The following is a 25,948-nucleotide window of genomic DNA, read 5'->3' as shown; positions in this document are numbered from 1 at the left end:
GTGAGGTGACGAATTAATGGGATATTTAGGCGGTAGTGTCACGGATGTCTACAGCTTTGCAGTATACTACTTCTTCTGGGTAGCAATAGCTGTATTTGCATTCGGCGCAGTCTACAGGATAGCTAAGATGGTGCTCTTCTGGCGCCGTGTGGTAAAGGCCGAGCCGCGTAACCGTGGCGTAGGAGCATGGATTATAGGGTTGATAAGGACATTTGTAGACCCGATAATATTCAGCATTAAGACGAAGCCCCACGACTTCCTAGCGGGTATGGTGGCACTGCACCTTGTAGGCGTGATACCGCTAATATTCCTGCTAGCCCACCACGTGGCGTTCTTCGCTTACTGGTTCAGCCCATACAAGATAATAGCTGAAACTGGGCTATGGATACCGTTAAGTGTTACAACATCAACACTCACGATAACATCACCAATAGAGGTAAAGTTTGTCGACAGTATCTGGGGGCCGCTAACAGTAGTACTGAATGGTGATGTACTAGCTATACTAGCAATACTCGGTACAGCGTTTAAGATAGGTACTAAGGTAATGGAGCAAATACATGGCCTGCGCCATGTGAGATGGAGTGATTACTTCTCTCTAGGCTTGCTACTATTCATACTGCTGACCGGCTACATGGCTGCTCGCCACTCTACTGGTACTGTAACAATGGATGTTGGCACCTATAGAACAGTACTAGGTTTACACATACTCGGCGCCGAGGTACTACTAATGCTGCTACCATTCAGCAAGTATTGGCACATAGTCTTTGGCTACTGGTACGGCAAGCTCCACGAATGGTACGATCTACGTGTACAGAAAGGTCTTGTCTAACCCCCGAGTTTCACAAGGTACTTCCCGTCACGCTTGACTAGGGGTGGTGGATGAGATGGAACAGATGGCTCCAAGTCCCGCAGTAAAGCAGCTACTTGAAGAGGTCAAACGTAACATATCATGGGAAGGGTTCCCGGCAGACAAACTCGAAAAGGCTCTTGCCGAGGCACTATCAGCACTAGACTCCGTGAAGTTACACTTCCTTGAGAACTGTGTAGGCTGTGCAGCATGTGCACCCGCCTGCCCCTACTACTACGTCTCCGAGAAGTATGGGCCTGTAGAGAAGGCTGAGCTGGCACGCTACATGTATAGAAAGGAGGGCACTATACTCGGTAAGCTACTAGGCCCACTGCTCAACGCCAAGAAGCCTCAAAGCGAGAAGGACCTCGACGAGATTGTCGAAGCAGTCTATCGCTGTACAAACTGTGGCGCCTGCTATGTATCCTGCCCCTTCGGCATAGACAGCGGCCTCATAATAAAAGGCATACTAGGCAGTATTGCCACCAAGACTGGTCGTGCGCCTACACTAATAGCTGTCTTCGATGTAATTGAGCGCAAGAAGCTCTTCCTAGAGATACCAAGCTTCATGTACATCTGGAACGAGGTAATGAAGAAGGCAGAACAGGCGCTAGGTAAACCGCTGCCTTTCGACAAGAAGGGCGCCGAGTACTTCCTACTAGTAAACATGGCGGATGCAATGTTCTATCCAGACGCGGTAATAGGTGCTATGAGGGCGCTAGACCGGGCTGGGCTGGACTGGACACTGCCAAGCAAGCCACTAGCTTTCCGTCCGCCAATAGCAGCGGTAATAGGTCTCCAAAAGCAAGCCAAGGAGATGATAAAGATACTCGACGAGGACATATCCAAGTACGAACCTAAGAATGTGGTACTCCTTGATGGTGGCTTCGTCTACCCCTGGCTACGGTTCCAGATGCCCAAGGCGCTAGGCCGCCGGCCCAGCTACCGGGTGCTACACATAGTAGAGCTGTTTGAGAAGCTAATCAAAGAGGGCAAGCTAAAGCTGCGCCAGACCGACGATAAGGTCACCTGGCACGACCCATGCCAGCTAGCACGCCGTGGTGGTGTAACCGAGGAGCCAAACTTCGTGCTGAGCGCGGCGAGCAAGGGCTTCCGCAAACTACCACACCACGGTGCTGAGAGCTACTGTTGTGGCGGCGGAGGCGGTATAGGCTGTATGAACATGGAGATGCTAGAGCAGATGGGTAAGCTGCTAGGTGTCTCGAGCAAGGACCTAGTAGCAAGCGACAAGGAGCTTGAGTTCATAAAGAAGACTGCAGAGCACTGGTCGATAGCAGTAAAGAGGAAGATAGACGACGTCAAGAAGAGCGGAGCGGAAATCGTAGTAACGGCGTGTCCGGTGTGTATGCACTCCATCGCTGGAGGCTCGCAGCTATACGGCCTCAAGATACAGGTAAGGCATATCGCCGCCTACATTGGCGAACACATAGAGTAGCCAGTCCTTTAGGCGTTTTTAGAGCACCTCCTTGTGTCCAAAATGTGGCCCTAGTTCTGCTCCTCGGCTCCTACTTCTCATATACTCATCTCATATCCCTACATGGCTCCGTTAGAACCTTCAGGTCTCTCCACGCCCTATAGCTCTGGGCGCCCCGATGTTTGGAGCACCGTGTCTGCTGGCAACCTAGGGCTAATGAAAGGTTGAAGTAAGGATAAAGGCGCCATACTTGCGTCCCTTTAGGGCAGAGAACCGACTCGTATTATGCCGCTCATCGCTGCTACACTGTATGCTGTTAGGAGCGCTGATGCCATCTTGAGAACTGTGTTGGCTCTGGGATCGTTGCTCCGTAGCCTTGCTAGCCTGTAGAAACGGCGGCTTAGAGGATAGAGTAATGCAACGCCGCGTATAGTGAACATGTCCAGCAGTAGATGGCTGACATAGCCTAGCAAGAAGCCTAGGGCTGCTAGCTCGGCTAGCCAGTTGGGAAGGTTTTTGGAAGCTGCCAGGTAGACTAGGATAGTGAACATTGCGGCAGCGGATATATTGTGGAGGAGCAACCTATGCGCTTTACGGAGATCCATGTCCGGTATAAGTGTGGCAGCGACAGCTATCGGAACTACTACTAAGAGTGAACTAACGTTGGCCCTGAGGCCCCAGAGCATAGCAGTAGTGAAGCCAATCGTGAACGCTACATGGGTAGACCGGTTCAATGCTCCTAATCCCCGCAGCTGCGGGCTGGGGCCTGGCTAGCGGTAAAGAAGCACCAACGCTTTGTGGAGATGGATAGTCCCTTATCTATCTCTACCTTCACGCCCAGTAGTCCCGGGAGGAATCTCCTACAGTCATCATGGAGCCAGCTGTAGAGACGAAGGGCTGGTGGAAGGGTATGGCTGTCCAGACACCGATACTAAATCATGCTAGACTCGCAGCTGGTGTAGAAGCTGAACGCGAGGGGAAGCCGGCAGGCTACGTGCTCGTCACTGGGGCAAGCCGCGGCATAGGCAGGGCGATAGTGCTCCGCTTCGCTGCTGAAGGCTACGCGGTGGCAATCACCTACCATAGTAAACGTGACCAGGCCCTCGAGGTTGCGGAAAGGGCTCGCCGTCTAGGCGCCCCAGAGACTATCGTGCTCCAGCTAGACGTGTCTAGCCCGGATAGCGTGGAAAAAGCCTACCACCGCCTTGAGGCAGAGTGGCCCTACCTCAATGTACTAGTCAATAACGCTGGCGTATTCCACGTGGGAGGTATCGAGGAGACAACCCTTGAGGACTGGGAACACGTGATACGGGTCAATCTTACCGGAGTCTTCCTGGTCACAAAGACATTTCTCCCGATGCTTAAGAGGGCGCCCTGGGCCAGCATAGTAAACCTTGCCAGCATAGCGGGGCAAACAGGAAATGTAGCGGCCTCAGCTGTCTATGCGGCCTCAAAGGCTGGCGTAATAGGACTCACCCGTCGCCTCGCAGTAGAGCTAGCTAAGTACGGGATACGTGTCAACGCAGTAGCGCCTAGCTTCGTTGAGACTGATATGGTACAAATGTTCCTGGATACTCCTGAGAAAAGAAAGAAGATAGAAGAGCTACACCCTCTCCGCATGATAATACAGCCTGAGGATGTTGCAGAGGCGGTCTACTTCCTGGCAACTCCCGCCTCCCGTGCTATAACTGGCCACGTACTCAGCATAAACGCCGGCCGCTTTGCAGCATAATTGCAAGCGTACTGTTCTCTATGGACTCCCTCTTACCATCAATAACTGCTACTACGGTTATATTAGGTCTAGTAGAGGGGTAACAATGGTGGTGCTATCGCCGCTTTACAGTCTACATGTATCGAAACATGCACGGGAAAGAATGGAAGAGAGAAGGGTCAGCCTAGATGAAGTTATAGAGGCTCTAGAGGACCCTGTGCAGATAGTCTATGACGAGGAGAATGATGTCTATCTTGCCCTCGGTTCGAATGAAATAGCTGTAGTGTATGCTGCACGCGGCAGAGTTGTAGAGATAGTGACCGTACTGCGTCGGCAGGAGTATGAAGCGCTTGTAGGGCGGCTACAAGGCCGCCGCTATAAGGTCGTATACTAGTTGTCCCATTTTACCCTAATCACAAAAGCCGCATCTTCTATTTGTATACATTGATGTATTAGTAAGCGATGTATATGTATACTGCTACTGCTATGAGCGCTAGTCCAGCTGCTATGGAGGCGTATGGTGCGGCGCGAGCTATGGCTTGCTGTACTCTTTCGACACGGTAGGCCGCAGCTGCTGCTAGTCCTATTGCTATAAGTGGGGCCACGAAGACTAGATTGTAGAGTAGCAACAAGGGGAGTACTAGAAGGCCACTATAGCCCTCGGCACTCGCTAGTGCTATGAATGCTACGAGAGGGCCGCCGCTGCATGGCAATAGTGTAAATGAGAGCAACAAGCCTAACCCGAACGCGCCTACCCGGCTAGCTGTGCGCAGAGCCCTCGGCGCGAGTCTCCCACCAGGCCTCTGGGGGCCGGGACGCCTCCTGCCCCGTAACTCGTAGAGCCCAGCCACTATGATGTAGACGCCGTAGACTGCGGCTGCTAGTGCGAGAAGCCATGTGGGGAGCACTGCTACAGCGCTTGCTATGCCGAGGCCCAGCGCCAAGTAGCCAAGGTAGACGCCCGCTATGAATGCTAGACCCGTGGCTAGTACCGCCCGGCTACTCTTCTCCCGTATTGAGACTGAGAGAAGCAGGACTGTGTAGATGTAGAACGTACAAGGGTTTATACTATCCAATGCAGCTAGTCCAAAAAGCTTGGCCAAAATCCCCGTCAAGATCTTTCACCATTCTAAGAGTCTATGTCTATTGGCTTCCTAACTTTTGGGCGTCGGCTAGTGTGGCACTGCAGAGTAAGTCGTAAAGATTAGTCATGTTGCCTTGTGTTATCTTAACAGTGCCTATAGGTTTCTCGCCTGCATATACAGGTATGACTGTTTCGTTACTGCCAGAGACGCCGTTCTCGAAGACCTTTTGCCACCAGGTAACGTTCTTTAGCTCGCCGATGATTATCCCTTCAACAATGCTCCTACTCTTATCGCAGACAACCATAGTTGGCACGCCCATAGTTACTCCGCCACGCACTAGGAAGCTGAAGGCAGCTCTGCAGGTGGAGTTAGTGTTAGCTATCTCGCAGAAGAATGCTCGGCCCGGGAAATTCTCCTTGAAGAAGCTTATCATGGCGCGGCAATGTGGGCAACTTTCTGTGCCTAGTATCATAACGATTCGGTCTCCGGGGCCATTCCCGCTACTAGTCATAGTGGACGCCTCTACGGGCTTACCTTTCTCGACACTTATAGATACTGGCGCCTCTACACTGCTGCCGCCGATGTACTCGTGCTCTAGCAGTAGAGCTGAGGTAGCCAGAGCTACGGCAATAAGACCTATCGCTGCGATAGTTAATGTCTTGGGTTTCAATGGGGCTTTACACCTCTAGTATACGCTTCTCGGCGAGGACCCGGGAGTAAAGCCGATGTTCGGTGAAGAACGCTATCAGGAAATACGCTATAGCAACATACCCAAGGATTACGTGTGCTATCACGTAGTTAATGCCAGCCTTTATGAGGAGACCGGAAGCAGCGAGTGCTATTAGAAGCAAGTCTCCAGCGAGGAGGCATGCGTGCTTCCAGCTGAATAGACCGAAGCGTACGCCAGTGTAGAGCCTGGTAGCAGCTAATATGGACGCCGAAGAGACTATCATGATGGCTGCAGTCTTCTTCGCGTAGAGTACAGTCTGCACTATAGAGGGTGTTAGCTGGTAGAGGCCTCCATTCCATTGTGCAGCGAAGAGGACTAGATGAGCGATGACTGCTAGTATGACGCCCGTGTGAAGTATAGCAGCAGCTAGCCCTACTAGGGGCGAAGGGTGATCAAGCATTGATGCTTGTGGTATCACCTTTAGAAGCCGGGCAATGGTGCTGTAGACAAACCGGTAGCCAGCTGAGCCATAGATACCGACATATACTAAGGGTGCTAGAGCAGCAATCAGAAGTACAATGAATCCATAATTAGTTGTGAAAGAAAGTAAACTGGTGTTAGAAATCATTGAGACTGTCACCTCTGCTTCTCTAGTATCACGTAGAATATCTCTCCTTCCTCGCCTTCTCCTACAGGCTTAGCGATACCTGCATCCCTAACAGCCGAGACCGCAGCTTCTAGTAGGTCTTTGTCGTCTTTCCTAACCTTTACCACGAGTCTCTCGCCCGACTTAAGACCCTCAAGCTTGCTGAGTACATGGACACTAAAGTCGCCACAGAGAGCAGTCAGCTTTGTAAGGTCTAACTCTTCTACACGTGCCATTAACTGTTCACCTCCAGTAGGGCCGTACTTTCGGGGTCCCCGTGAGTTTATGTTACGGGTGTTTACTTCTACCTATAACTGTTTATTGCAAGCAATTCGAAATAAGACATTTAAAAGAGATAATCTACGTAGGCTTAGCTGTGCCACCACTTGAGCACCTCAAACTCGCTTCTAGGTGTCGAGGAATGCTTCTTGCCGCTTGGTGATACAAAGGTGGGGACTTGCTTTACTGGTAGCGGTTTATTGAGTGTATAGAATGCCTCTACGTTTACTATTTCCAGCTCGGCCTCATTACTGCAGTACACGATGGGCAGAGAGTTGTATATCGCGCGTGCACAGGGTAGACCCGGTACAACGTAAAGTCTTGCTCGGCCTCTTGCTTCACTAATATCCTTGCAGGTCTTAGGCTTCCATGCTCCGCATGACGCTGCGACAGCAAGCATGAACATAGGTGAAAGTATATCGACCGGTGCCCCGTAGAATAGTAGCCTACCTTCAAGCTTGCCGCCAATAACTATGAGTGGTGGAGGTAAATCCTCTGGCCAACTAGACTTTTCGAGCACCTTAATTTCCACAAAGTCATAATCTGTTAGGAGATTCCTAACTACATCGACTCCGTGCTTCCCGTACTTAGAATCGTCGGTAACAATAGTTACTGTGGTTTTTGATTCCGCTTCCGAGAGCATCTTCTTCACATCGGCTAGAGTTGGAAGGCCGGCAGAGCGTAGCAGCGCGTCGGTTATAGCGGCGCGTAATGCGGCCTCATCGATTACCATCCTTATTTAATCCCTCCCGAGAGGCCGTGATAGTTAACGGCTTTATAGGTGTTATTTTGAAAATTTGCGATATACACTCTATAGATTAGTTTTAGGCTGCAACCTCCAGGGTTATTAGCATGGCGTTAAAGATGCCCGGGGTTAGGCAAAGCGGCCTACAAGCAATGCTCTCTGAGGCAGAGGAGATTGCACGAGAAGCACTGGCAACTTGTAGTCGGTGCCTAGTATGTCTAGCAGGATGCACATCATATCGAGCCACTAGGGACCCTCGTTTATCGCCGCCTCGACGCCTACAAGTAGCAGCCCGCATTCTCCTAGGTGATAAACCATCTGAGGAAGACCTCTACACCCTCTATACTTGCAGCATGTGCGGCGCATGTACAGCTCTGTGTCCATACGGCATAGAGATCTGGAGGCTAGTACATGCAGCAAAGATGAGGCTGAGTCTTGAAGGCAAAGCATTGAAGAGTATAGAGCAGGTAGCGGTCAACGGGAGCCGGTCTGGCCACAGCTTCACCGTAGACCCTAGTGAGCCTCGCCGCGTCCTTGAGGAGGCTGCTCGTAAGGCTGGCGTCGAGCCGGGCGGCCCTGGAGAAGCCCTATACGTGCCCTCACCATTCGAGACCACGCTCTACCCTGACAGGCTTACTGAGACGCTCAAGTTACTACGGGGCATAGGTGTAGAGGTGACGGTTTCTCCTAGTGCCCTCGACCTAGGCGGCAATGTAGCGGTTGACGCCGCGAGACCGGACATAGGTGCAGAAATGCTCGAGAAAGTTATCGAGGAGGCCAAGAGGCTAGGTGCAAAGACTGTTATAATGTCGGCTTGTGGTGCCGACATAAAACTTGTACACATAGCTGAGAAGTATGGACTTACAAGACTAGGAGGGATAGAATTCGTAGACGTATTCACACTAGTCTATAAACGTGCCCCCAGCAGTGTACTCAAGCCTGACGAGGAGGATAAGAATGCTGTACTCTTCACGAGCTGTGGCTTCTGCCGCTTCGGCTACAGCTATGCATGCCCCATAGTGACGAAGCTATCTGGTGCTAGACGGATGAAGGATAAACCGCCGTACACATTCTGCTGCGGCGGCGGGGGCGGCGTCAACTATGTCCGCGAGAAGCCATTCGTCGAGACACGTAACAAGGTGTACCGCTGGAGAGCAAACAGAGTAATGAGTCACAACGTACGCGAAGTCGTTACGCCATGCATTAAGTGCTATACCGTGCTCCAGCATGGCCTCCTCCTAGCCCGGGGCCTAGGCAAGGTAAGAGTCACTATGCTGACGACAGCTCTTCTAAGGAGACTGGAGAAGAGAGCCTAGAGGGCTGCTAGCACTGCAACTAAGCCAACGATCATACGCCTATGTAACCATTATCTCTACTCGTTAACTATGAGGATTTAGCCCACCTATCGCCTATTATTAACCAGTAGGGGTGAGCCCAGCTATGTCAGAGGATGTACTACTACTTAGTATCGAGCAGCCAGTAGGCTACCAGGTTAAGGAGCTAAAGGGACTCATCTACGCATCAAGGCCGATAAGCCTTACAGTAGCAGGACTAGAGGCCGAGCTGGACGTTATCCTCGAGAAACTAAGACATGATGCCAAGAAGATGGGTGCCAACGCGGTGCTAGGGCTCAGAATAGAGACACGCCGCGTAGTAGGTGTAGGTGGCGAGTGGGTATTGTTGCTAGCATATGGCACAGCAGCTGTTATAGAGAAGGAAAAGCAAGCATAAATGCTGCTCCAGAGAAGCTGCATTGTTTTTACACCACCTCAGAGGACTGCCTCTAAGATAATAATTTCTCAGAAGGTGTATAGACTATAACCGTAGAGAAGGATCAAGCTATTCATCGTATAGTCGTATAGTAGGTGTTGTTATGTATAATGGTATATAATCCTCTGAATACAGATAGGACGTTAGATTATACTCATTGTTGTAGTCATGGAATCATGGTGTTGTGTAAAGTCGATGAGGTGAGTGCATTGACTTGGATACATAGCCCGGAGTCCTGGATGCTTGATGTTGTTGCAGAAGCACTCGGCATCGACAGAGAGCGTGTAGAGCATCTGGCCCGGCACAGGACGATAAGATACCGGGTGTTCCGTGGCATCCTCTACGCGTCCCTACGCCGCGAGGTTGCAGGGCACCCTGAAGGCACTGTCATAGTGTTTGGGAGGGGATGGTGGAGGCTAATCCCCGGCTACCCTTCGATACAGCGTATGGTTCTTCCTAGCGTAGCTCTTCCACGTCACTTCGTAGACAAAATAGTGGTTGAGGAGAAGCTGAACGGCTACAACGTGAGGGTGGCCCTCATAGACGACCGGATAATAGCGGTGACGCGGGGCGGTTTCATCTGTCCCTACACCACCTCTCGGCTAGAGCGTATAATGGGCAACCAGCTGAAGGATATGCTCCGCGAGCTCGGCCCTGAGGAGCACGTGGCAGCGGGGGAGGTCATAGGGCTGGAGAACCCCTATACGAGGTACTTCTACCCCGAAGCTCCACGCTTCGGCTACTTTGTATTCGATGTATTCCGTGAAGGCAAGCCGCTCCCCCCAGGCTGGCGTGACGAAGTGACGGAGAAACACGGAGTCCCCCATGTCCCTGTGCTAGGGGTGCTAGACAAGAACGATATCGAGGGGTTCAAGAAGATAGTAGAGAGGCTGAACCAGGAGGGCCGCGAAGGAGTAATAGTCAAGGATCCCGAGTACCGGGTACCCCCGCTCAAGTACACAACACCAGCCACGAACATAGGCGATATAAGATACGGTATGAGGTTCTTCATGGAGGAGGGGCGTGGCTTCCTATTCTCTAGGCTGCTCCGCGAGATATTCCGGGTTTACGAGGAGGGGCTTACTGGGCCGAGACTCGATGCGCTCGCCCTAGAGCTGGGCCGGGCAGCGTTACAGCCGGCGATAGAGACCGTGAAGAAGGTCGCAGCCGGGGACATGGTTTACGAGGAGTTTGAGCTAGAGTTCGCCAGCCGCAGCGAACTAGAGGAGTTCATGGACTATATGCAGGGGCTCGGGGTGGACTTGGTCCTCGTCGAGATACGGGAGGAAAATGGCCTGCTGAAAACACGTATAAGAAAGATGAAAGAGACTTGGCTACAAGTGCGCAAGATGCTCGAGACCGGCTTAACACCAATCGACTAAGCTCCTAGAGGATTTCTTCCGCCTCTAACCCGGATATCTTCGCCTAGACGGTTTTGACTACTCCCTGGCGCTTCAGCCACTCACCATAGTCTTTATCGCTCTTCATTATATGGCCCCGTATCCAGTCAGCGAGGAACATCAACATGTCTATGTTGAGTCTCGCTTCACCCGTCCGGTATTTCATCCGGAAGTCCTCTATCCTCTCTACGAATTTTCGGTGCTCTAACCGGTGCTGTTCGGCCCGTGGATAGCCGTGCTTCTCGAAGAATCTCTCCTCACTCCTAAAGTGGAATACCGTGTACTCGGCTAGGAAGTCTAGAATGCCTTGTAGCACGCTACGAGGTTTACCCGAGAGCAAGGAGAGGTAGAGGTTGTTGACAGCCCGTACGAGCTGCCGGTGCTGTAGATCTATGCCCTTGACGTAGACGGTCATCTTAGGGCTCCACTGATAGAGGTATGGACGGAGCCTAGCTATGGCTATTACAGCCTCGTCTGAGGCCTCGTCGTCAAGGAGTTTTACGGCATTGGGCCCTGAGAGTCTTTGTCCTTCGACTGCTGCCTCGGCGGCGGTTATAATGCCGTTATGTACTAGTATCCTTGCAGATATGTTGCCGAGTTCTACTAGCACGAGGTAGAAACCAGTTTCGAGTCCGAGGCTACGTATGAGATCTCGTAGTTGTCCATGGGTTCCAGATAGCCTTGTCTCGAGTCGCCTGACATTCTCAGTAGCACTCATGAGTTGGTTTAGAAAAGCATCGTCTGCGAGTATCTGTGAATTCTGGGCTATGTTGGCTGTAACATATGGTCTCTCAGCTACTGGGGCTGTCATCCTTCCTGTCCCCCATATTCTCGTCTATGCTTCGAGATAGAAACCGTTACGGGTATAAATTTAGTCCTAGAGAGATGTCGTGCAGTAGTGATAGACTCCAGCAAGGCTTCATACTTAGCCTATAGGCGTCTCTGTCAGCGAGGAAGAGTCACCACGGGGCCTCGAACAGGAAGCGTGGATATAGACTGCAATCATGTAGACAAGGGCGCCAAAGAGCAGTGCAAGGGAAGCTTTGACCACGTACTCGTCAAGCCCTGGAATGGAGAGGAGAACCAGATAGAGAATGTAGCTGACTAGAAGTAGTGTTAACTTAAGCCTACACTCAATGTGTTTTATGAACTGTCTCATCGCCGACGGCCTCCTCACTACGGGGTTCTCCTGCATGCTCTGAGGCTGCGGGGCCTCTAAGTTGCTCCTCAAGAGCCTCTCCCGCATTCTTTATACAGTTCATGAGCCTACCGTAGCTGGGGGCTACAAAGAGCATAGTCAATCCTAGGCCGGCTAAGCCGAGAGCTGAGGTGGCGGCTACGCTGAGGCCAGGCAGGCTCTTGCACGGCGGCTCTACTCCGAGCTGCTCCGCGAGCTGGATGAGGGCTTGGCAGCCCCTCCTCGCCATGTAGTAGGAGAGTATTGTTGTGACGAGTCCGGTTACTCCAAGTCCTGCAGCCGCTAAGGGCCAGAGGCTGGCGATCTGCTCTAGCCCTGCAATGCTCTGGGCGACAGTCTCCGCCTCAGTGGCACCACGAGGGCCGAGACGCTTTACTGACAAGTTGGAGACAGTTGAAAGTGTCTGGGAAAGGGCGGCAGCGTAGTGACGTGCTAGCAGCCATGTAGAGATGGCTGAGAGCACCGAGGCGGCGATCCAGAATTCTACAGCACGTGTTAAGAGTATACTCGTGGGTGCAGTAGCTACAGCGAGTATCGAAATGAGTGCGAGGAATGTGAGAGCCCCCTGTAGAGCGGCTAATCTCGAGACGAGCAAGGGCTCCTCCTCCAGCCCAGGGGCCAGGGCCTCGGCGGCTATAACACCGGCGCCCCGCCAGCTAGCCCCGGGACAAATGTTATCGGGCTTCAAAGCTTAGCTATCACATAGAGTCGAGCAGAGCAGTGGTTGTACAAGGAATAGGGACACCAGCAATTCGGCTCAGCTGTGTAGAGAGGCAACTATGGGTGACCAGAATGGCTGAGAAGAGGCTACAGCGACCGCTAAGGATCTACGTGCTCGATACCAGTGCTGTTACTGATCCAAGGCTGCGAAATGTGCTGGGAGCTGGTAGCCTAGACGAGGCTATACGTGTCTTGGCAGACCTCTTGGCCAGGGCTAGACTCCATTATGGCCTCGAGATATACATGCCGCCGAGCGTCTACGAGGAGGCGCGGCGCTTCCTGCTAGCCAATGGTGTCACGCTACAAGGCTTTGAGATGCTAGCCACATGGATAACAATAAAGCCGCCGGCGCGGCACGAGATAAGCATTCCGGCCTCCATTATGAGGGAGTACGTCGAGGAGATGCGCAATAGGCTGATGAGGGGACTACGAGTAGCAGAGGAGCACGTTCGCCGTGCCTTCGAGGCTGGCGGCATGTATCCTAGCGAGGTATCGGACCGTGGTGCTCGTCGCGAGAAGCTAGGCGCCCTGATAAGGGGTCTACGGGAGCGGTACCGTGAGGCTACCCGCCATGGTGTACTAGACAGTGTGGAGGATCTTGATGCAGTACTGTTAGCGCTTGAGACACAAGGCGTGTTGGTGACTAACGATGAAGGTGTGAGGAAGTTTGCTGAAACCCTGGGCATAGTCTCGATAGACCCTATGAGGTTTATTGGCCTCCTAAAGGGCCTCCTTCGCCACGTCGACAGGGACGCGGAGGATGTTGGAGAGGCAGAGCGTGTAGCCGCTGAGGCTGAAGCTCAGCTAGAGTAAGCTCTCGGCACGGAGCCGGGCGATTCTTAACCCTGGAGAGCCGTTTCTCCAAGCCCACCTTGGTGGGTCTGGCAGTGACGCGTGTACTCCGCATCGGGCTAGCAGGGTTCGGTAACGTTGGCAGGACGTTTGTCAAGATGCTCATGGAGCGGCGCTCACGGCTCCAGAAGCTCTACGGCTTCGAGCCAACATTTGTCTTCATAGCTGATAGTAGGGGCGTTCTTGGCTCCAGCGAAGGCTTGAACTGGGGTCTGGTAGAGAAGGCTCTAGCAGCGCCACGTGGTGGTATCTCGGGGCTAGAGGGTGGCGAGCCGGGCCTAGGTGTGGCCGAAGCACTTGAGAAGTATAGCGTGGACGTCCTCGTTGATGTTACACCTAGCCGATACGACTCGCCAGGCGAAGCCCTCTCCTGGTACGAGCGCGTCCTGGGCTCCGGCGGTGCCGTGGTAGCGGCTGACAAGGCTCCTCTGGCTACGAACTGTCAGAAGCTCCTTTGGGGCTCGTGGGGTAAACGCATCTTCTACAAGGCCACAGTAATGGCTGGCACACCGTTGATAGACGTGCTGCGCTGGGGGCTTGCAGGTCGCGTAGTTGCCCGGGTACAGGGGATACTAAACGGCACGACTAACTACGTCCTCGGCCTAGTAGAGCGGGGCATGAGCTTCGAGGAGGCTGTCCGTGACGCGCAGAGCCGGGGTTACGCTGAGCCCGATCCGAGCGCCGACCTCGAGGGCTTCGACATAGCGGCTAAGGCTGCTATAATCTCGTGCACCCTAGGCGTACCGAAGACGGTGTTCGAGGTCGAGCGGCTCGACCGAGTGGATGAGGATGCCGCTCGCCGGGCTGCTGAGGCTGCCTCTCGGGGAAGGAGACTCAAGTATGTAGCGCTGGTCGAGCCTGAGGCGGGGAGAGCTGTGGTTCGGCTGGTCGAGGCTACGCCGGATAACCCGCTCTATAGGGTCGAGGGTATAAACAACGCTGCGCTTATAGAAACCGTGGAGGCCGAGCCCATAACCATCGTGGGCCCTGGAGCCGGGCTCTCGGCAACAGCGTCTGCCCTGCTCAGCGATCTAGTCGCAGCGGCATACTCGCTAGGGGTGGTATAGTATGACTGCTCATGGGGTGGTAGTGGCGAAGTTTGGCGGATCTCTGCTACGTGACGCGTCAGGATACATAACGGCGGCGCAGGAAGTCGCGGGGCTTCAGCAGAAGGGCCGCCGAGTAGTAGTCGTAGTATCGGCTATGAAGGGTGTGACAGACGAACTGATAGACATCGTTGAGAGGCCCAGTGGCTGGGAGCCCCGGCTCCGGAGGATAATGGAGCGGTACTACTCAGCGGCCCGCGGCGCGGTGGAGAGCGAGAGAGAGCTGACAAACGTACTTGGTGAGCTGAGTAGGCTCTTCGACGAGCTGTTCAAGCTAGTCTGGGCGGTCAAGGTAATAGGCGAAGCGACGCCTAACGCGCGGGCAGCAATAGTATCTTTTGGCGAGAGGCTCTCAGCAGCACTGATGGCGGCAGTACTCCGGAGCAATGGGATAGAGTCCGTGTGGCTAGGAGGCCGCGAGGCGGGCATTATAGCTGAGGGTGACCCCTGGGAGGCCACGGTAGACTACTCGTCCTCCGAGGAGATGGTCCGTGAGAAGCTAAACCCCCTCATAGAGCGTAACGTGGTCCCCGTGGTCACAGGCTTTGTAGCCGGGACCCGTGAGGGCCGCACAGTGCTTCTCGGCCGGGGCGGTAGCGACTACACGGCCACACTACTGGGCCGCTTCCTACAGGCGGACGAGGTTGTTCTCTACACCGACGTGCCAGGCGTGATGACAGCTGACCCACGGAAAATAAGGACAGCCAAGGTGATAGAGAGGCTCAGCTTTGCCGAGGCGATGGAGCTAGCCCTCCTCGGAGCTAAGAGGATGCACCCCAAGACATTCGAGCCAGTAATGGACACGGATACCCGTATAAAGATAACAATGCCTGGCGCGAACCAAGCCACAATAGTAGACAATCGTGGCGGTCCACCACCGCTTAAGGCCGTGGTCGTGAGCGACGACATATCCCTGGTGACAGTCACTGGCGGTGGCCTAGTCGGTAGGATAGGCACTGCAGCAAAAGTCACCGGTGTGGCGGCTAAGCTAGGCATAAACATCCTGGCCATAATGCAGCCTATCACAGAGACAAGGATAAGCCTAGTAGTCCGCCGCCGCTACGCCGAGAAGCTGGCAACAGCCCTCTCCGAGGAGCTAGGGTACATAGTCTCCCGGGTCGAGGTCGAGGAAGCCTCAGCTGTAAGCGTGGTCGGCGACGGCCTCCGCGAGCCCCGTATATCCAGCAAGCTAGTTGAACGCGCTGCCGGGCTCGGGGGCGTAAAGAGCATACTATGGGCCCCCGGGAGCCCGATACTCGTAACATTTGTTGAGCCCGAGGAGGCCTGGGCTATAGCTGAGCAGCTCCACGAGGAGGTGGTCTCACAGTGGCAGACCGGTTAAAGGCTGCAGTCCTCGGGGCTACAGGGCTCGTGGGCCAACGGTTCGTCTACCTTCTCTCCAGGCACCCATGGTTCCAGCTATACGCTGTCACGGCTAGCGAGAGGCGTGTCGGCAAACGTTACGGCGAGACAGTGGAGTGGTATATAGACGAGCCCTTCCCCGAGGAGGCTGCAGAGCTCGAGATAAGGCCCACCCGGGCCGACGCGCTCCGCGACGTAGACCTAGTCTTCGTGGCGTTGCCCAAGGAGGTCGCTGGCGAGATAGAACTAGAGCTAGCCAGGATGGGCAAGATAGTCGTGTCTAACGCTAACGTGTTCCGCATGGAGCCAGACGTGCCGCTGCTCAACCCTGAGGCTAACTGGGAGCACATACGGCTCGTAGAGGAGCAGCGCCGCCGTCGAGGCTGGAGCGGCGCCATAATGAAGGTGCCTAACTGTACAACAGCAGTGCTAACACTGAGCCTCAAGCCGCTCCTGGACCGCTACGGGTTAAAGGAGGTCTATATGACTAGTATGCAGGCGATAAGCGGCGCCGGGTTCAGCGGTGTGCCGGGCTACGCAATCACGGACAACATACTGCCATTCATAAAGGGTGAGGAGGAGAAGGTAGTACGCGAGAGCCGCAAAATACTCGGCAAGCTCGAGGGCAGCGAGGTGAAGCACGCAGACTTCCGCGTAGTAGCGACCACGACCCGAGTACCCGTGCTAGACGGCCACCTAGAGAGTGTCGTAGCCAAGCTCTCCAAGACACCCGGGAGCCTAGAGGAGGTACTAGAGACTTGGGACACGTGGAAGAGTATGCCCCAGGAGCTACGCCTCCCAACAGCCCCCGAGAAGCCAGTAGTAGTACGCCGGGAGCCTAACCGGCCGCAGCCGAGGCTCGACCGCAAGACTGGCCGCGGCATGAGCGTAGTCGTAGGCAGAGCAACGCTGCCCTTTGAGGGCGAGCCGCTACTGAGGTACATGGTGCTGGGTCACAACACGCTACGAGGCGCAGCTGGAACCGGTGTACTGATAGCAGAACTCTACTACAGGCTTATAGAGCAAGTATTTTGACAAGGTAGTCTTATCGAGCCTAAGCTCTTACTCAACTTCCTAGAAGCGTAAATCTTCTCGGGGCCTCTGGGTCTAGGATTTTGGCCCTAGCCATTACTGCCATGTTTATGTCTCCTTCTTCTGTGCCTCTTCTAGGCTCCTCTTAGCGACCTCTATCGCCTCGCGTAGCAGCTGAAAGGCTTTTAGGGCGTCGTCTAGGCTGAGCACGAGTATGGTGTCAGTGTACACCGATTCTATCTGGTTTATGTTGATGCCGTTCCTGGCGAGTATGCTGGTTATATGTGCTACAAAACCGTTGGTCTCTACCACAGCTGGAGGGCTGACTATCACTAGCACAGCTTGATCAGGATATATCTCTATGAAGTTTTCGCGACCCACACGCCGCTCTATGTAGTCGAAGTACTCGCTGCTAACAGTTATGGTTACGCTTGAGATGCTTTGCATGAGGAATAGTAGCCGTGTCCGCCCAGCCAGCTCTGCAGCGGCCTCAGCCAGCTGGGGTAACGCGTGGAGCTTGACTGTGGCCACCGTGACGCCGGTTCGTAGCTCGAGAGCGCTCTTCGCTAGTACTTCTAGCAGTTTTCTCTGGGGTGTCTGTGTGCCGCGCTCCCGTAGCCGGGACGCATAGCGCACTAGGGCGGCTTTGATAGCTTCGAGGCTGGCGCTCCGCCCGGCCTCCTTTTCGGCTACTGGCTTTATCCGGCGGGCTAGCTCGGAGTAGTTGGCTATACCACGAGCTAGACACTCTTGTACACAGGGGTCTGCGTCTACTAGTCTGCGTACTATCTCTGAGAAGCTCTGGGCTGCCAGGGCCTAGACCCCTCCCCCTGTAACATCTGGTACCGAGTGGAACAGGTACAAGAGAAATATATCCTTATGTGCAATAGATGGTGCATGTGTTTTAACACCTGGTACCGGTGCCCCACTCGCGTGGGGCAGCCGAATTGAAGGTCGTGCTTGCTTACTCGGGAGGTCTTGACACGTCGGCTATACTCGCGCTTCTCCGTGAGCAGGGCCATGAGGTAATCACAGTAACTGTCTCGGTTGGTCAAGAGGAGGAACTCGAGGGTGTCGAGGAGAAGGCCTACAAGCTAGGCGCCTCGAAGCACTACACGATAAACGCTGTAGAGGAGTTCGCTGAGAAATACATATCAATGGCTATTAAGGCTAACGGGCTCTACGAAGACAAGTATCCTCTCGGTACAGCCCTTGCCCGCCCCCTCATAGCTGAGAAGATTGCAGAGGTAGCCAAGAAGGAGGGCGCGGACGCTGTAGCCCACGGTTGTACCTCTAAGGGCAACGACCAGGTAAGGTTCGACACAGTCCTCAAGTACTATCTTGGCGATGACATCAAGATTATCGCGCCGGTCCGCGAGCTCGGGCTCACTCGTGCCCAGGCGGCCGAGATACTGAGGAGGAACGGGTTCCAGCCCCCAGGGCTCCACAAGACCTACAGCATCGACGAGAACTTGTGGAGCCGGAGTATTGAGGGAGGCCCCCTAGACGATCCCCTCGCAGAGCCTCCGGAGGATGCGTTCGCCTGGACGGTGGCGCCAGAGAAGGCCCCCGATCAGCCGCTCTACCTTGAGATAGGCTTCGAGAAGGGCGTACCAGTATCCGTCAACGGAGAGAGGATGAACCTAGTCAAGATAGTATCGCTACTCAACAAGCTAGTTGGCGCACATGGCTACGGCAGGATAGATCACATTGAGAACCGTGTCGTAGGGCTCAAGAGCAGGGAAGTATACGAGGCGCCTGCGGCGCTTACGCTCATAGAAGCCCACAAGGACCTCGAGAAGACAGTCTACACGCCCAGGGAGCTGAGGTTCAAGCGGATCCTAGACCAGGAGTGGAGCGACCTAGTTTACCAGGGCCTCTGGATAGAACCTCTACGGGCCACGATAGAGAAGGCTATCGACGAGCTAAACCGCTGGGTAACGGGAGTAGTCAAGGTCAAGGTGTACAAGGGCAGCCTCCGAGTGGTAGGCCGCTGGAGCCCCTACAGCAGCTACAGCCGCGAAACGATAGACTACAATCACGGCTGGTACCCGAGCGATGAGGAGGCCCGCGGATTCATAACGATATGGAGCCTTCACAGCCTCGCAGCGGCCAAGGCCCGCGGCCTCCGAGGCTAGACGGGAAACCGGCTCCTAGCCGCTCCAGGCCAGCGGGATTGATAAGGGGGTACTAGTCGCCGGAGGATGGTGGGTTATTGCCGAGGTACCGGGAGGCTGTCGGCCTCAGCGGAGACGCGGCACTCGTCTACGAGTACACCTCTAGCCTAAGCCACGACGACGAGATTTACCCCTACGTGGTGCGTATCCTCCTGGCACATACACTTCACCTTGCCCGTCGAGGCATTATTCCACGTGAAGCTGCGTGCTCTACACTACGCGCCCTCCTAGAGGCTCTCGGCAAGGAGCCCAGCGAGATAATGAAGCCGGGATACGAGGATGTATTCGAGGCGCTCGAGGACTGGCTAGCCTCCAGGACCGGAGGAGCCTCGGCCTACATATGGGTGGGTAGGAGCCGTAACGACCACGTCTCGGCTGCCCTCCGCCTATATGCGATAGACCGGATAACGGAGACACTAGCTTGGCTCCTCCGTGCCCGTCTACGCTTAATTGAGCTAGCAGAGAAGTACCACGGCGTTCCTATCCTCTTTCACACTCACCAGCAGCCGAGCCAACTGGCATCGCTCGATTGCCTTCTCCTAGCCTGGGAGGAGGCTCTTGCATCTGCATACAAACTGCTCTACAACACCTTAGAGTTCGTCAACCGGAGCCCACTCGGGGCAAGCGCGGGAGCTGGCACACTAGCCCCAATAGACCCGGAGGAGCTCGCCCAGCTAGCCGGGTTTAGCGGTGTCCTCGGGAGCAGCCTCTACGCTGCGGGTAGCAGGCTAGACGTTACAGCGGCAGCCCTGGCTGCAGCAGCACTACTAACCGAGGCCTCACGTATAGCAGGAGACCTGATAATGCTCTCGAGCCCCTATGTAGCGGCTGCCCGCATCCCCGACAGCCACGTGGCGACCAGTAGTATTATGCCGCATAAGAGGAACCCAGTCACCCTAGAGGTGCTCCGTGCTCGAGCTGCTCGTGCAGCCGGCCTCGCAGCAGGGCTTCTGGCGATCCAGAAGGGGCTCCCCTACGGCTATAACCTAGACCTACAGGAGGCTAACCCACTTCTCTACACACTCCTACGCGACGCGGTGGAGTCTAGCCGCATCCTCGTGGATCTCTTCTCCGGCCTAGAGTTCGACGTGGAGAAGCTCCGTGAGCTAGCGGAGAGCTACACTGCGTGGGGCGCCGAGCTTGCGGAGCTACTCGCGCTACGCAGTGGTAGACCTCTCCGCGAGACTTACCGTGAGGCTGCCTCGGCGCTCCGAGCCGGGGAGGCGGAGAAGCTGCTCCAGGGGCTCGGCGTGGCTAGCCCCCTTGAGCTGGCCTCGATGAGGCGTACCGGTTGCCATGCGGGGCTAGCCGTGGACGAAGCGCGGGAGAGGCTAGCCCGCGACCAGGGGCTCCTCGACGCGATTAGGGAACACCTTGAGGGGGCTCGGGAGAGCCTCGTAAAAGCAGCCGAGGAGGTGGCAGAGGAGTGCAAGTAAGCGAGATAAAGGTCTATCGGATGCCCCTGCTGAGGTGCCGGACAGGGCTACGTGCCAGGCTACTACTAGCCGATGGCATCGCAGTTGAGGGTTGTGGCTTCGGCGCTACAACGACCCGTGTCGGCGAAGTGGTATTCACGACGGCCATGACTGGATACCCTGAGAGTCTTACTGACCCGAGCTACCGTGGCCAGATACTCGTGGAGACTCACCCCATGATGGGCAACTACGGTGTCCCCAGGAAGAGCAGACTGTACCATGGAATCCTTCTCGACTACGAGTCTGACCATATACAAGTAGAAGGATTCGTAGTAGCAGAGCTACCCAAGCCGAATCATTACGCCTCCGCTATGAGTCTCCACGAGTGGCTACGGAGTGAAGGTGTGCCGGGAATATACCGTGTAGATACGAGGTTCCTCGTGAAGAGGATACGCGAACACGGTGTTGTAATGGGCATAATATCGGTCTATAACGAAGACGAGGAGCCACCGAGCTGGGACGAGCTGGCCCGTAAGCTAGTCTCCTCAAAGACTTACGACGAGAGGGTGTTCGCGCTAGAGGTCAGCCCCCGGGAGCCAATAACGCACAAGCCCGAGGGACGGGTCAGGGCGCGCGTAGCGATGCTAGACTGTGGGGTGAAGTATGGCATTCTACGCCGCCTCCTCGAACGTGGTATCGAGGTGACCCGCTACCCGTGCACGACCCCTGCCTGGCAGCTCCTAGAGGGCTACGATGCTGTAGTACTGAGTAATGGGCCTGGGAATCCTGCTCTCCTACGCGACCAGGCTCGTGTAGCAGCAGAAGTCGCGACATCAGGGAAGCCTGTCCTAGCTATATGTCTTGGTATGCAGCTCCTAGCCCTGGGCCTCGGTGCACGCGCCTACAAGCTTCCCTACGGTCACCGCGGAGTTAACAAGCCAGTCGTCGAGCTGGACACGGGTCGCTGTATGGTCTCGACACACAACCACGGGTACGCTATTGACTGGGATAGCCTAGACGATGCAGGGCTCGTGCCTTGGTTCCGCCAGCCCGATGACGGTACGCTCGAAGGAGTGCGTACACGTGACGGGCTGGTGATAGCTACACAATTCCACCCAGAGGCCGGGCCGGGTCCCTGGGACTCCACGTGGGTGTTTGACCTCTTTCTCAGGCTGATCGAGAAGACTAGGACGAGGTAAGAACCAGGACAATAGGGCATGGGAGGAGGTGGCTGTGAGATGCCGAAGAGGATAGATGTAAGGAAGGTGCTAGTACTAGGCAGCGGCGCGATAAAGATTGCAGAGGCGGCAGAGTTCGACTACAGTGGTAGCCAGGCCCTGAAAGCGCTACGGGAGGAAGGTATTGAGACTGTCCTGGTCAATCCGAACGTTGCCACCATACAGACGAGCTACAAGCTAGCAGACCATGTGTACCTAGGCCCCCTTCAGTCGTGGTTCATAGAGAAGGTTATTGAGCGTGAGCGGCCGGACGCTATACTACTAGGCTTTGGCGGTCAGACAGCACTAAGCCTAGGCGTCGAGCTGTACCACCGCGGCGTACTAGCAAAGTATGGTGTCCGCGTCCTAGGCACCCCTGTCGAGGGCATCGAAAGGGCGCTTTCGCGCGGCAAATTCCGTGAGACGATGATAAAGGCTGGCCTCCCGATCCCGCCCAGTTTCCCCGCGACTAGCGTCGAGGAGGCGCTCAAGGCGGCTGACGAGATTGGATACCCCGTTATAGTCCGTGTCAGCTTCAACCTTGGCGGCGGCGGGAGCCTAGTAGCGTGGAGCCGCGACGAGCTAGAACGCTGGTTAGTCCGTGCCTTCGCACTCTCTGGCTCCGGCGAAGTACTAGTGGAGAAGTATCTCCACCACTGGAAGGAGATAGAGTACGAAGTCGTACGCGACCAGTACGGCAACATGGTAGCCGTGGCCTGCCTCGAGAACGCCGACCCCATGGGCGTCCACACTGGAGAGTCTGTGGTCATAGCTCCATGTCAGACTCTCACCGACCAAGAGTACCAGCTTCTCCGCGAAGCAAGCCTACGTGTGGCCGAGGCCATAAGCCTAGTAGGGGAGGGCAACGTACAGCTAGCACTCAACCCCCGCGACAGCTGGGAATACTACGTGATAGAGACTAACCCGCGTATGAGCCGTAGCAGTGCCCTAGCTAGCAAGGCAACGGGCTACCCTCTAGCCTACATTGCTGCTAAGCTTGCGCTCGGCTACCGGCTGGACGAGCTACTAAACCGCGTCACTGGGAGGACTTGTGCTTGCTTCGAGCCCAGCCTCGACTACGTGGTAGTCAAGGTGCCGCGCTGGGACCTAGAGAAGTTCGAGGGCGTTGAGAAGAGCATAAGCAGCGAAATGAAGAGCATAGGAGAGGTAATGGCTATAGGCAGGAACTTCGCTGAGGCCCTCCAGAAGGCAATAAGGATGCTCGACATAGGCGAGCCAGGCGTAGTAGCTGGGCCACGGTACGAGGAGCCCGAGAGCCTAGAGAAGGTCATGGAGAAGCTGCGCCGCCGCGAACCCTACTGGCCCATATGGGCTGCTAAGGCGTTCAAGCTAGGCGCCACTGTCAAGCATGTATACGAGGTGACGGGTGTAGACCCCTACTTCCTCAACCAGATATACGAGATAGTAGAGCTGGCTGAGAAGCTGCGCTACACACGGCCTGGAAGCCTAGAGTTCCTCGACCTACTCGCCGAGGCTAAGCGGCTAGGCTTCAGTGACGAACAGATAGCACTACTCTCTGGTATCACCGTCGAGGAAGTCGAGAGGGCACGTCGCAGTATAGGCCTAGATAGACCCTATGTGAGGCAGATAGACACCCTAGCCGCAGAGTGGCCGGCAGCAACAAACTACCTCTACATGAGCTATAACGCCTATGAGGACGATAAACCTATAACCAGTGGACGTCCACGTCTCATGGTGCTAGGCGCCGGCGTATTCAGGATTGGCGTGTCTGTCGAGTTCGACTGGGGGGTGGTGAGCTTCGCCGAAGAGGCACGTAATCTCGGCTACGAGGTAGCAGTCGTAAACTACAACCCCGAGACAGTGTCCACAGATTGGGATGTGAATGACAAGCTCTACTTCGAGGAGTTAACCCTCGAGCGTGTCCTCGACATATACCGGTTCGAGAAACCGGTCGGCGTAGTAGCCTTCCTCGGCGGCCAGATAGCGAACAACCTTGCTAAGCCTCTCGAGGAGCGTGGTGTAAAGCTCCTAGGCACACCCGGTAGGAGCGTGGACCGCGCCGAGAACCGTGCCTGGTTCTCCCAGCTCCTAGAGGAGCTTGGCATAAAGCAGCCGAGCTGGACAGCCGCGACCAGTATCAAGGAGGCACTACGCTTTGCCGAGGATGTGGGTTACCCAGTCCTTGTACGACCCAGCTACGTGCTAAGTGGCTCTGCGATGAAGATTGCGTGGAGCCCAGAGGAGCTAAAGAGCTACATAGAGCAGGCTGCTAAGGTGTCGCCACGCTACCCGGTGGTCGTCTCCAAGTTCCTCGAGGACGCTGTGGAAGCAGAGATAGACGCTGTAGGTGACAGTCGTCGTGCGGTAGGCGCGGTAATCGAGCACATAGAGCCGGGTGGTGTTCACAGCGGCGACTCCACCATGGTTCTCCCCTGGTTCAGCCTACCCGAGAACGCTGTACGCGAAATGACACGAGTAGCAGAGATGCTCAACGAGGCCCTGGAGATACAGGGACCTTTCAACATACAGTTCCTCGTGAAGAACGGTAGCGTCTATGTGGTAGAGCTAAACCTCCGTGCTAGCCGCTCCATGCCCTTCACGAGTAAGGTTACAGGCTACAACCTCATGCGCGCCGCTGCTGAGGCGGCGCTGCAGGGCAGGATAAGCTACGGCTTCAACGGCTACGAGGGCTTCAAGCTGCTAAAGCCCCAGGGCTGGTGGGGCGTCAAGAGCCCACAACCGAGCTGGCAGAGGCTCAAGGGCGCCTACCCAGGCCTAGGCCCGGAGATGAGAAGCACGGGCGAGGTAGCAGCGTTAGGCCGCACACTACACGAGGCACTGCTCAAGAGCTGGCTAGGCGTCCAGGGCAACAAGTTGCCTCCAGCTGGTAGCAGTGTACTCGTGTACACGCCTACCGGGAGGGGCCGGAGCGACCTCGCCGCCGCGGCTAGGTTCATGAGAGAGAAGGGCTACACGGTATACACTGTAGAGGGTATGGAGGTTGAAGGGGCTGAACCGCTTCCGGTCGAGCAGGCTCTACGCCTCATAAGGATGAATGGTGTAGGCCTACTAATGACGACCGGTTATGCGCCGGAGCGTGACTACAAGATACGCCGCCTAGCAGTAGACCTAGGCGTACCCGTAGTGCTCGACGCCAGGCTAGCCAGGATGCTCGCCGAAGCCATCAGCCGGGTCGGCCTCGGGGGGCTCGAAGCTCTCGAGCTCCGTGACTATTGGGGCCCAGGAGTGGAGGTGTTCTAGAACAGTGCCCACTGCAGCGATCGTCGTCGACGTTGTGCGCCTTGAGGAGCAGATGCTGCTAAAGGCGCTAGGAGAGTACATGAACGTTAACATGGTCAATGTGCGCTCGAGAGCATTGGAGATAGGAATCGATGGCTTCGATGCCGCTGTTATAAGGCCTATAAGCATGTACCGCGCTGCCTATACTGCGGCTAGCTTTGAGGCAGCAGGAGTATTCACGGTAAACAGTTCACAGACGATAATGACTGCTGGCGATAAACTGTTAGCCTATACTCAGCTTGCAGCAGCAAGGATACCCATACCCAGGAGCTTCTACGCAGCCGACGTTGATGCTGCTCTAGAAGCTGCCAGCAGGCTCGGCTACCCTGTTGTCGTCAAGGCGCCCGTGGGAAGTTGGGGCCGCCTAGTATCCCGCGCTGATACGCCGGAGGAGCTAGAACAACTAGCCCGTATGAGGCAAGAGCTCCCATGTAGTCAGACCCGCTCAATGATAATACAAGAGTACCTAGACTCGGGTAGCAGCGACATACGCTGCATAGTAGTAGCAGGAACACTCCTAGGATGCATAAAGAGAGTAGCCCAGAACGGCGAATGGAGAAGCAACGTAGCCCTAGGGGCCCGGACCGAGGTCTACAAGCCAGACCCTGTCCTCGAAGACATAACTGTCAGAGCTGCTGCTGCAGTGAAGGGCTTCTTCGTATCAATAGACGTGTTTGAAGACGATGAAAGGGGCTACCTGGTAAACGAAGTGAACGGCGTACCAGAGTTCAAGGGGTTCTACCGGGCTACGGGAATTAATCCTGCAAGGAGGCTAGCTGAAGCCATCCTAGAGGAGCTAAAACACTGAAGAACTACCCCTTCGTAGTTGAATATTTCTAACCTCATCTTATTTATCCATGCTTAGTACCCGTGTATGGAGAGAGGAACTAATATAATTTAGGATTGAGAAGAATAATGGGCGGGCAGCCTCTGGGGCCCCTTCCTCCGGTCTAGAACCCTAACATGTGTGCTGGCTATGGTCTGTTTCAATGATCTGCA

The 25,948-nt window shown here is 55.2% G+C and carries 26 protein-coding genes; 17 read left to right on the top strand and 9 right to left on the bottom strand.

From position 1 onward, the window contains the following. Window positions 1-16: 16 nt before the first annotated feature. A complete protein-coding gene (locus Pyrde_RS01985; RefSeq protein WP_055407753.1) occupies window positions 17-829 on the top strand; it encodes a hypothetical protein in 813 nt (270 codons plus the stop codon). Between the two features lie 55 nt (window positions 830-884). Beyond that, on the top strand, window positions 885-2,303 hold the full coding sequence (locus Pyrde_RS01980; RefSeq protein WP_055410625.1) for a (Fe-S)-binding protein: 1,419 nt from the start codon (window positions 885-887) through the stop codon (window positions 2,301-2,303). A gap of 239 nt (window positions 2,304-2,542) precedes the next feature. Here Pyrde_RS01980 and Pyrde_RS01975 read toward each other — a convergent pair whose 3' ends face one another. Continuing rightward, window positions 2,543-3,016 carry a metal-dependent hydrolase gene (locus Pyrde_RS01975; protein ID WP_156327979.1) on the bottom strand — a complete coding sequence of 158 codons (474 nt, stop codon included), beginning with the start codon at window positions 3,014-3,016 and terminating at the stop codon, window positions 2,543-2,545. A gap of 176 nt (window positions 3,017-3,192) precedes the next feature. On the opposite strand from Pyrde_RS01975, the gene Pyrde_RS01970 reads away from it, so the two are divergent. Together Pyrde_RS01970 and Pyrde_RS01965 are read left to right on the top strand one after the other, a co-directional pair. Then, window positions 3,193-4,014: an SDR family NAD(P)-dependent oxidoreductase gene (locus Pyrde_RS01970; protein ID WP_082419641.1), complete on the top strand. Its 822-nt coding sequence runs from the start codon at window positions 3,193-3,195 to the stop codon at window positions 4,012-4,014. 85 nt (window positions 4,015-4,099) lie between these two features. After that, a complete protein-coding gene (locus Pyrde_RS01965) occupies window positions 4,100-4,387 on the top strand; it encodes a DUF4258 domain-containing protein (RefSeq protein ID WP_082419405.1) in 288 nt (95 codons plus the stop codon). A 58-nt stretch (window positions 4,388-4,445) separates the two neighbouring features. Here the strand turns inward: Pyrde_RS01965 and Pyrde_RS01960 are convergent, their stop codons facing one another. The 5 genes from Pyrde_RS01960 to Pyrde_RS01940 form a co-directional block, all read right to left on the bottom strand. Then, window positions 4,446-5,108 (bottom strand): cytochrome c biogenesis protein CcdA, encoded by a 663-nt coding sequence (locus Pyrde_RS01960; protein ID WP_180385508.1) that lies wholly within the window; start codon window positions 5,106-5,108, stop codon window positions 4,446-4,448. 28 nt (window positions 5,109-5,136) lie between these two features. Next, window positions 5,137-5,748 (bottom strand): hypothetical protein, encoded by a 612-nt coding sequence (locus tag Pyrde_RS01955; RefSeq protein ID WP_055407745.1) that lies wholly within the window; start codon window positions 5,746-5,748, stop codon window positions 5,137-5,139. Window positions 5,749-5,755: 7 nt separating this feature from the next. Further along, the gene (locus Pyrde_RS01950) at window positions 5,756-6,376 is read right to left on the bottom strand and encodes a hypothetical protein (RefSeq protein WP_143522210.1); all 621 of its coding nucleotides are present in this window, start codon (window positions 6,374-6,376) and stop codon (window positions 5,756-5,758) included. Between the two features lie 8 nt (window positions 6,377-6,384). Beyond that, on the bottom strand, window positions 6,385-6,630 hold the full coding sequence (locus tag Pyrde_RS01945; protein ID WP_055407741.1) for a hypothetical protein: 246 nt from the start codon (window positions 6,628-6,630) through the stop codon (window positions 6,385-6,387). A 134-nt stretch (window positions 6,631-6,764) separates the two neighbouring features. Continuing rightward, window positions 6,765-7,406 carry a hypothetical protein gene (locus Pyrde_RS01940; protein WP_055407739.1) on the bottom strand — a complete coding sequence of 214 codons (642 nt, stop codon included), beginning with the start codon at window positions 7,404-7,406 and terminating at the stop codon, window positions 6,765-6,767. A gap of 119 nt (window positions 7,407-7,525) precedes the next feature. On the opposite strand from Pyrde_RS01940, the gene Pyrde_RS01935 reads away from it, so the two are divergent. The 3 genes from Pyrde_RS01935 to Pyrde_RS01925 all read left to right on the top strand — a co-directional run bounded on the left by Pyrde_RS01935 (window position 7,526) and on the right by Pyrde_RS01925 (window position 10,570). Continuing rightward, on the top strand, window positions 7,526-8,734 hold the full coding sequence (locus tag Pyrde_RS01935) for a (Fe-S)-binding protein (protein ID WP_082419403.1): 1,209 nt from the start codon (window positions 7,526-7,528) through the stop codon (window positions 8,732-8,734). A gap of 124 nt (window positions 8,735-8,858) precedes the next feature. Further along, a complete protein-coding gene (locus Pyrde_RS01930; RefSeq protein ID WP_143522209.1) occupies window positions 8,859-9,149 on the top strand; it encodes a heavy metal-binding domain-containing protein in 291 nt (96 codons plus the stop codon). A 248-nt stretch (window positions 9,150-9,397) separates the two neighbouring features. Beyond that, window positions 9,398-10,570, top strand: a complete 1,173-nt coding sequence (locus tag Pyrde_RS01925) for an RNA ligase (protein ID WP_055410621.1) — start codon at window positions 9,398-9,400, stop codon at window positions 10,568-10,570. Between the two features lie 43 nt (window positions 10,571-10,613). Here Pyrde_RS01925 and Pyrde_RS01920 read toward each other — a convergent pair whose 3' ends face one another. Continuing rightward, window positions 10,614-11,399 carry a bacteriohemerythrin gene (locus Pyrde_RS01920; protein WP_055407733.1) on the bottom strand — a complete coding sequence of 262 codons (786 nt, stop codon included), beginning with the start codon at window positions 11,397-11,399 and terminating at the stop codon, window positions 10,614-10,616. An 87-nt stretch (window positions 11,400-11,486) separates the two neighbouring features. Here Pyrde_RS01920 and Pyrde_RS01915 point away from each other — a divergent pair, with 87 nt between their 5' ends. Then, complete coding sequence (locus tag Pyrde_RS01915) at window positions 11,487-11,696, top strand: hypothetical protein (RefSeq protein WP_055407731.1); 210 nt, start codon at window positions 11,487-11,489, stop codon at window positions 11,694-11,696. A 25-nt stretch (window positions 11,697-11,721) separates the two neighbouring features. Here the strand turns inward: Pyrde_RS01915 and Pyrde_RS01910 are convergent, their stop codons facing one another. Continuing rightward, window positions 11,722-12,474, bottom strand: coding sequence for a hypothetical protein (locus Pyrde_RS01910; RefSeq protein WP_055407729.1), 753 nt, complete (start codon window positions 12,472-12,474; stop codon window positions 11,722-11,724). A gap of 104 nt (window positions 12,475-12,578) precedes the next feature. Here Pyrde_RS01910 and Pyrde_RS01905 point away from each other — a divergent pair, with 104 nt between their 5' ends. The 4 genes from Pyrde_RS01905 to asd all read left to right on the top strand — a co-directional run bounded on the left by Pyrde_RS01905 (window position 12,579) and on the right by asd (window position 16,861). Next, on the top strand, window positions 12,579-13,319 hold the full coding sequence (locus tag Pyrde_RS01905) for an RNA ligase partner protein (RefSeq protein WP_143522208.1): 741 nt from the start codon (window positions 12,579-12,581) through the stop codon (window positions 13,317-13,319). Between the two features lie 74 nt (window positions 13,320-13,393). Beyond that, window positions 13,394-14,425, top strand: a complete 1,032-nt coding sequence (locus tag Pyrde_RS01900; RefSeq protein ID WP_143522207.1) for a homoserine dehydrogenase — start codon at window positions 13,394-13,396, stop codon at window positions 14,423-14,425. Between the two features lies 1 nt (window position 14,426). After that, a complete protein-coding gene (locus tag Pyrde_RS01895; protein ID WP_055407723.1) occupies window positions 14,427-15,806 on the top strand; it encodes an aspartate kinase in 1,380 nt (459 codons plus the stop codon). Further along, complete coding sequence (gene asd, locus Pyrde_RS01890) at window positions 15,791-16,861, top strand: aspartate-semialdehyde dehydrogenase (RefSeq protein WP_055407721.1); 1,071 nt, start codon at window positions 15,791-15,793, stop codon at window positions 16,859-16,861. Before Pyrde_RS01895 ends, asd begins: the two co-directional genes overlap by 16 nt. Window positions 16,862-16,966: 105 nt before the next feature. Here asd and Pyrde_RS01885 read toward each other — a convergent pair whose 3' ends face one another. Next, the gene (locus tag Pyrde_RS01885) at window positions 16,967-17,494 is read right to left on the bottom strand and encodes an ACT domain-containing protein (RefSeq protein WP_055407719.1); all 528 of its coding nucleotides are present in this window, start codon (window positions 17,492-17,494) and stop codon (window positions 16,967-16,969) included. 311 nt (window positions 17,495-17,805) lie between these two features. Between Pyrde_RS01885 and Pyrde_RS01880 the strand changes: the two genes are divergently transcribed. The 5 genes from Pyrde_RS01880 to lysX all read left to right on the top strand — a co-directional run bounded on the left by Pyrde_RS01880 (window position 17,806) and on the right by lysX (window position 25,757). Then, window positions 17,806-18,996, top strand: coding sequence for an argininosuccinate synthase (locus Pyrde_RS01880; protein ID WP_055407717.1), 1,191 nt, complete (start codon window positions 17,806-17,808; stop codon window positions 18,994-18,996). Window positions 18,997-19,073: 77 nt separating this feature from the next. After that, window positions 19,074-20,471 (top strand): lyase family protein, encoded by a 1,398-nt coding sequence (locus tag Pyrde_RS01875; RefSeq protein WP_055407715.1) that lies wholly within the window; start codon window positions 19,074-19,076, stop codon window positions 20,469-20,471. Between the two features lie 20 nt (window positions 20,472-20,491). Next, window positions 20,492-21,649, top strand: a complete 1,158-nt coding sequence (carA, locus tag Pyrde_RS01870; RefSeq protein WP_055410619.1) for a glutamine-hydrolyzing carbamoyl-phosphate synthase small subunit — start codon at window positions 20,492-20,494, stop codon at window positions 21,647-21,649. Between the two features lie 39 nt (window positions 21,650-21,688). Beyond that, complete coding sequence (gene carB, locus Pyrde_RS01865) at window positions 21,689-24,910, top strand: carbamoyl-phosphate synthase (glutamine-hydrolyzing) large subunit (protein ID WP_055410617.1); 3,222 nt, start codon at window positions 21,689-21,691, stop codon at window positions 24,908-24,910. Window positions 24,911-24,914: 4 nt separating this feature from the next. Further along, on the top strand, window positions 24,915-25,757 hold the full coding sequence (gene lysX / locus Pyrde_RS01860) for a lysine biosynthesis protein LysX (protein WP_055407714.1): 843 nt from the start codon (window positions 24,915-24,917) through the stop codon (window positions 25,755-25,757). The last annotated feature ends 191 nt before the right edge of the window (window positions 25,758-25,948 follow it).

Origin of the sequence: Pyrodictium delaneyi, assembly GCF_001412615.1 — an archaeon.
Lineage (GTDB): Archaea > Thermoproteota > Thermoprotei_A > Sulfolobales > Pyrodictiaceae > Pyrodictium > Pyrodictium delaneyi.
This window is presented reverse-complemented; position numbering and strand designations above follow the sequence as displayed.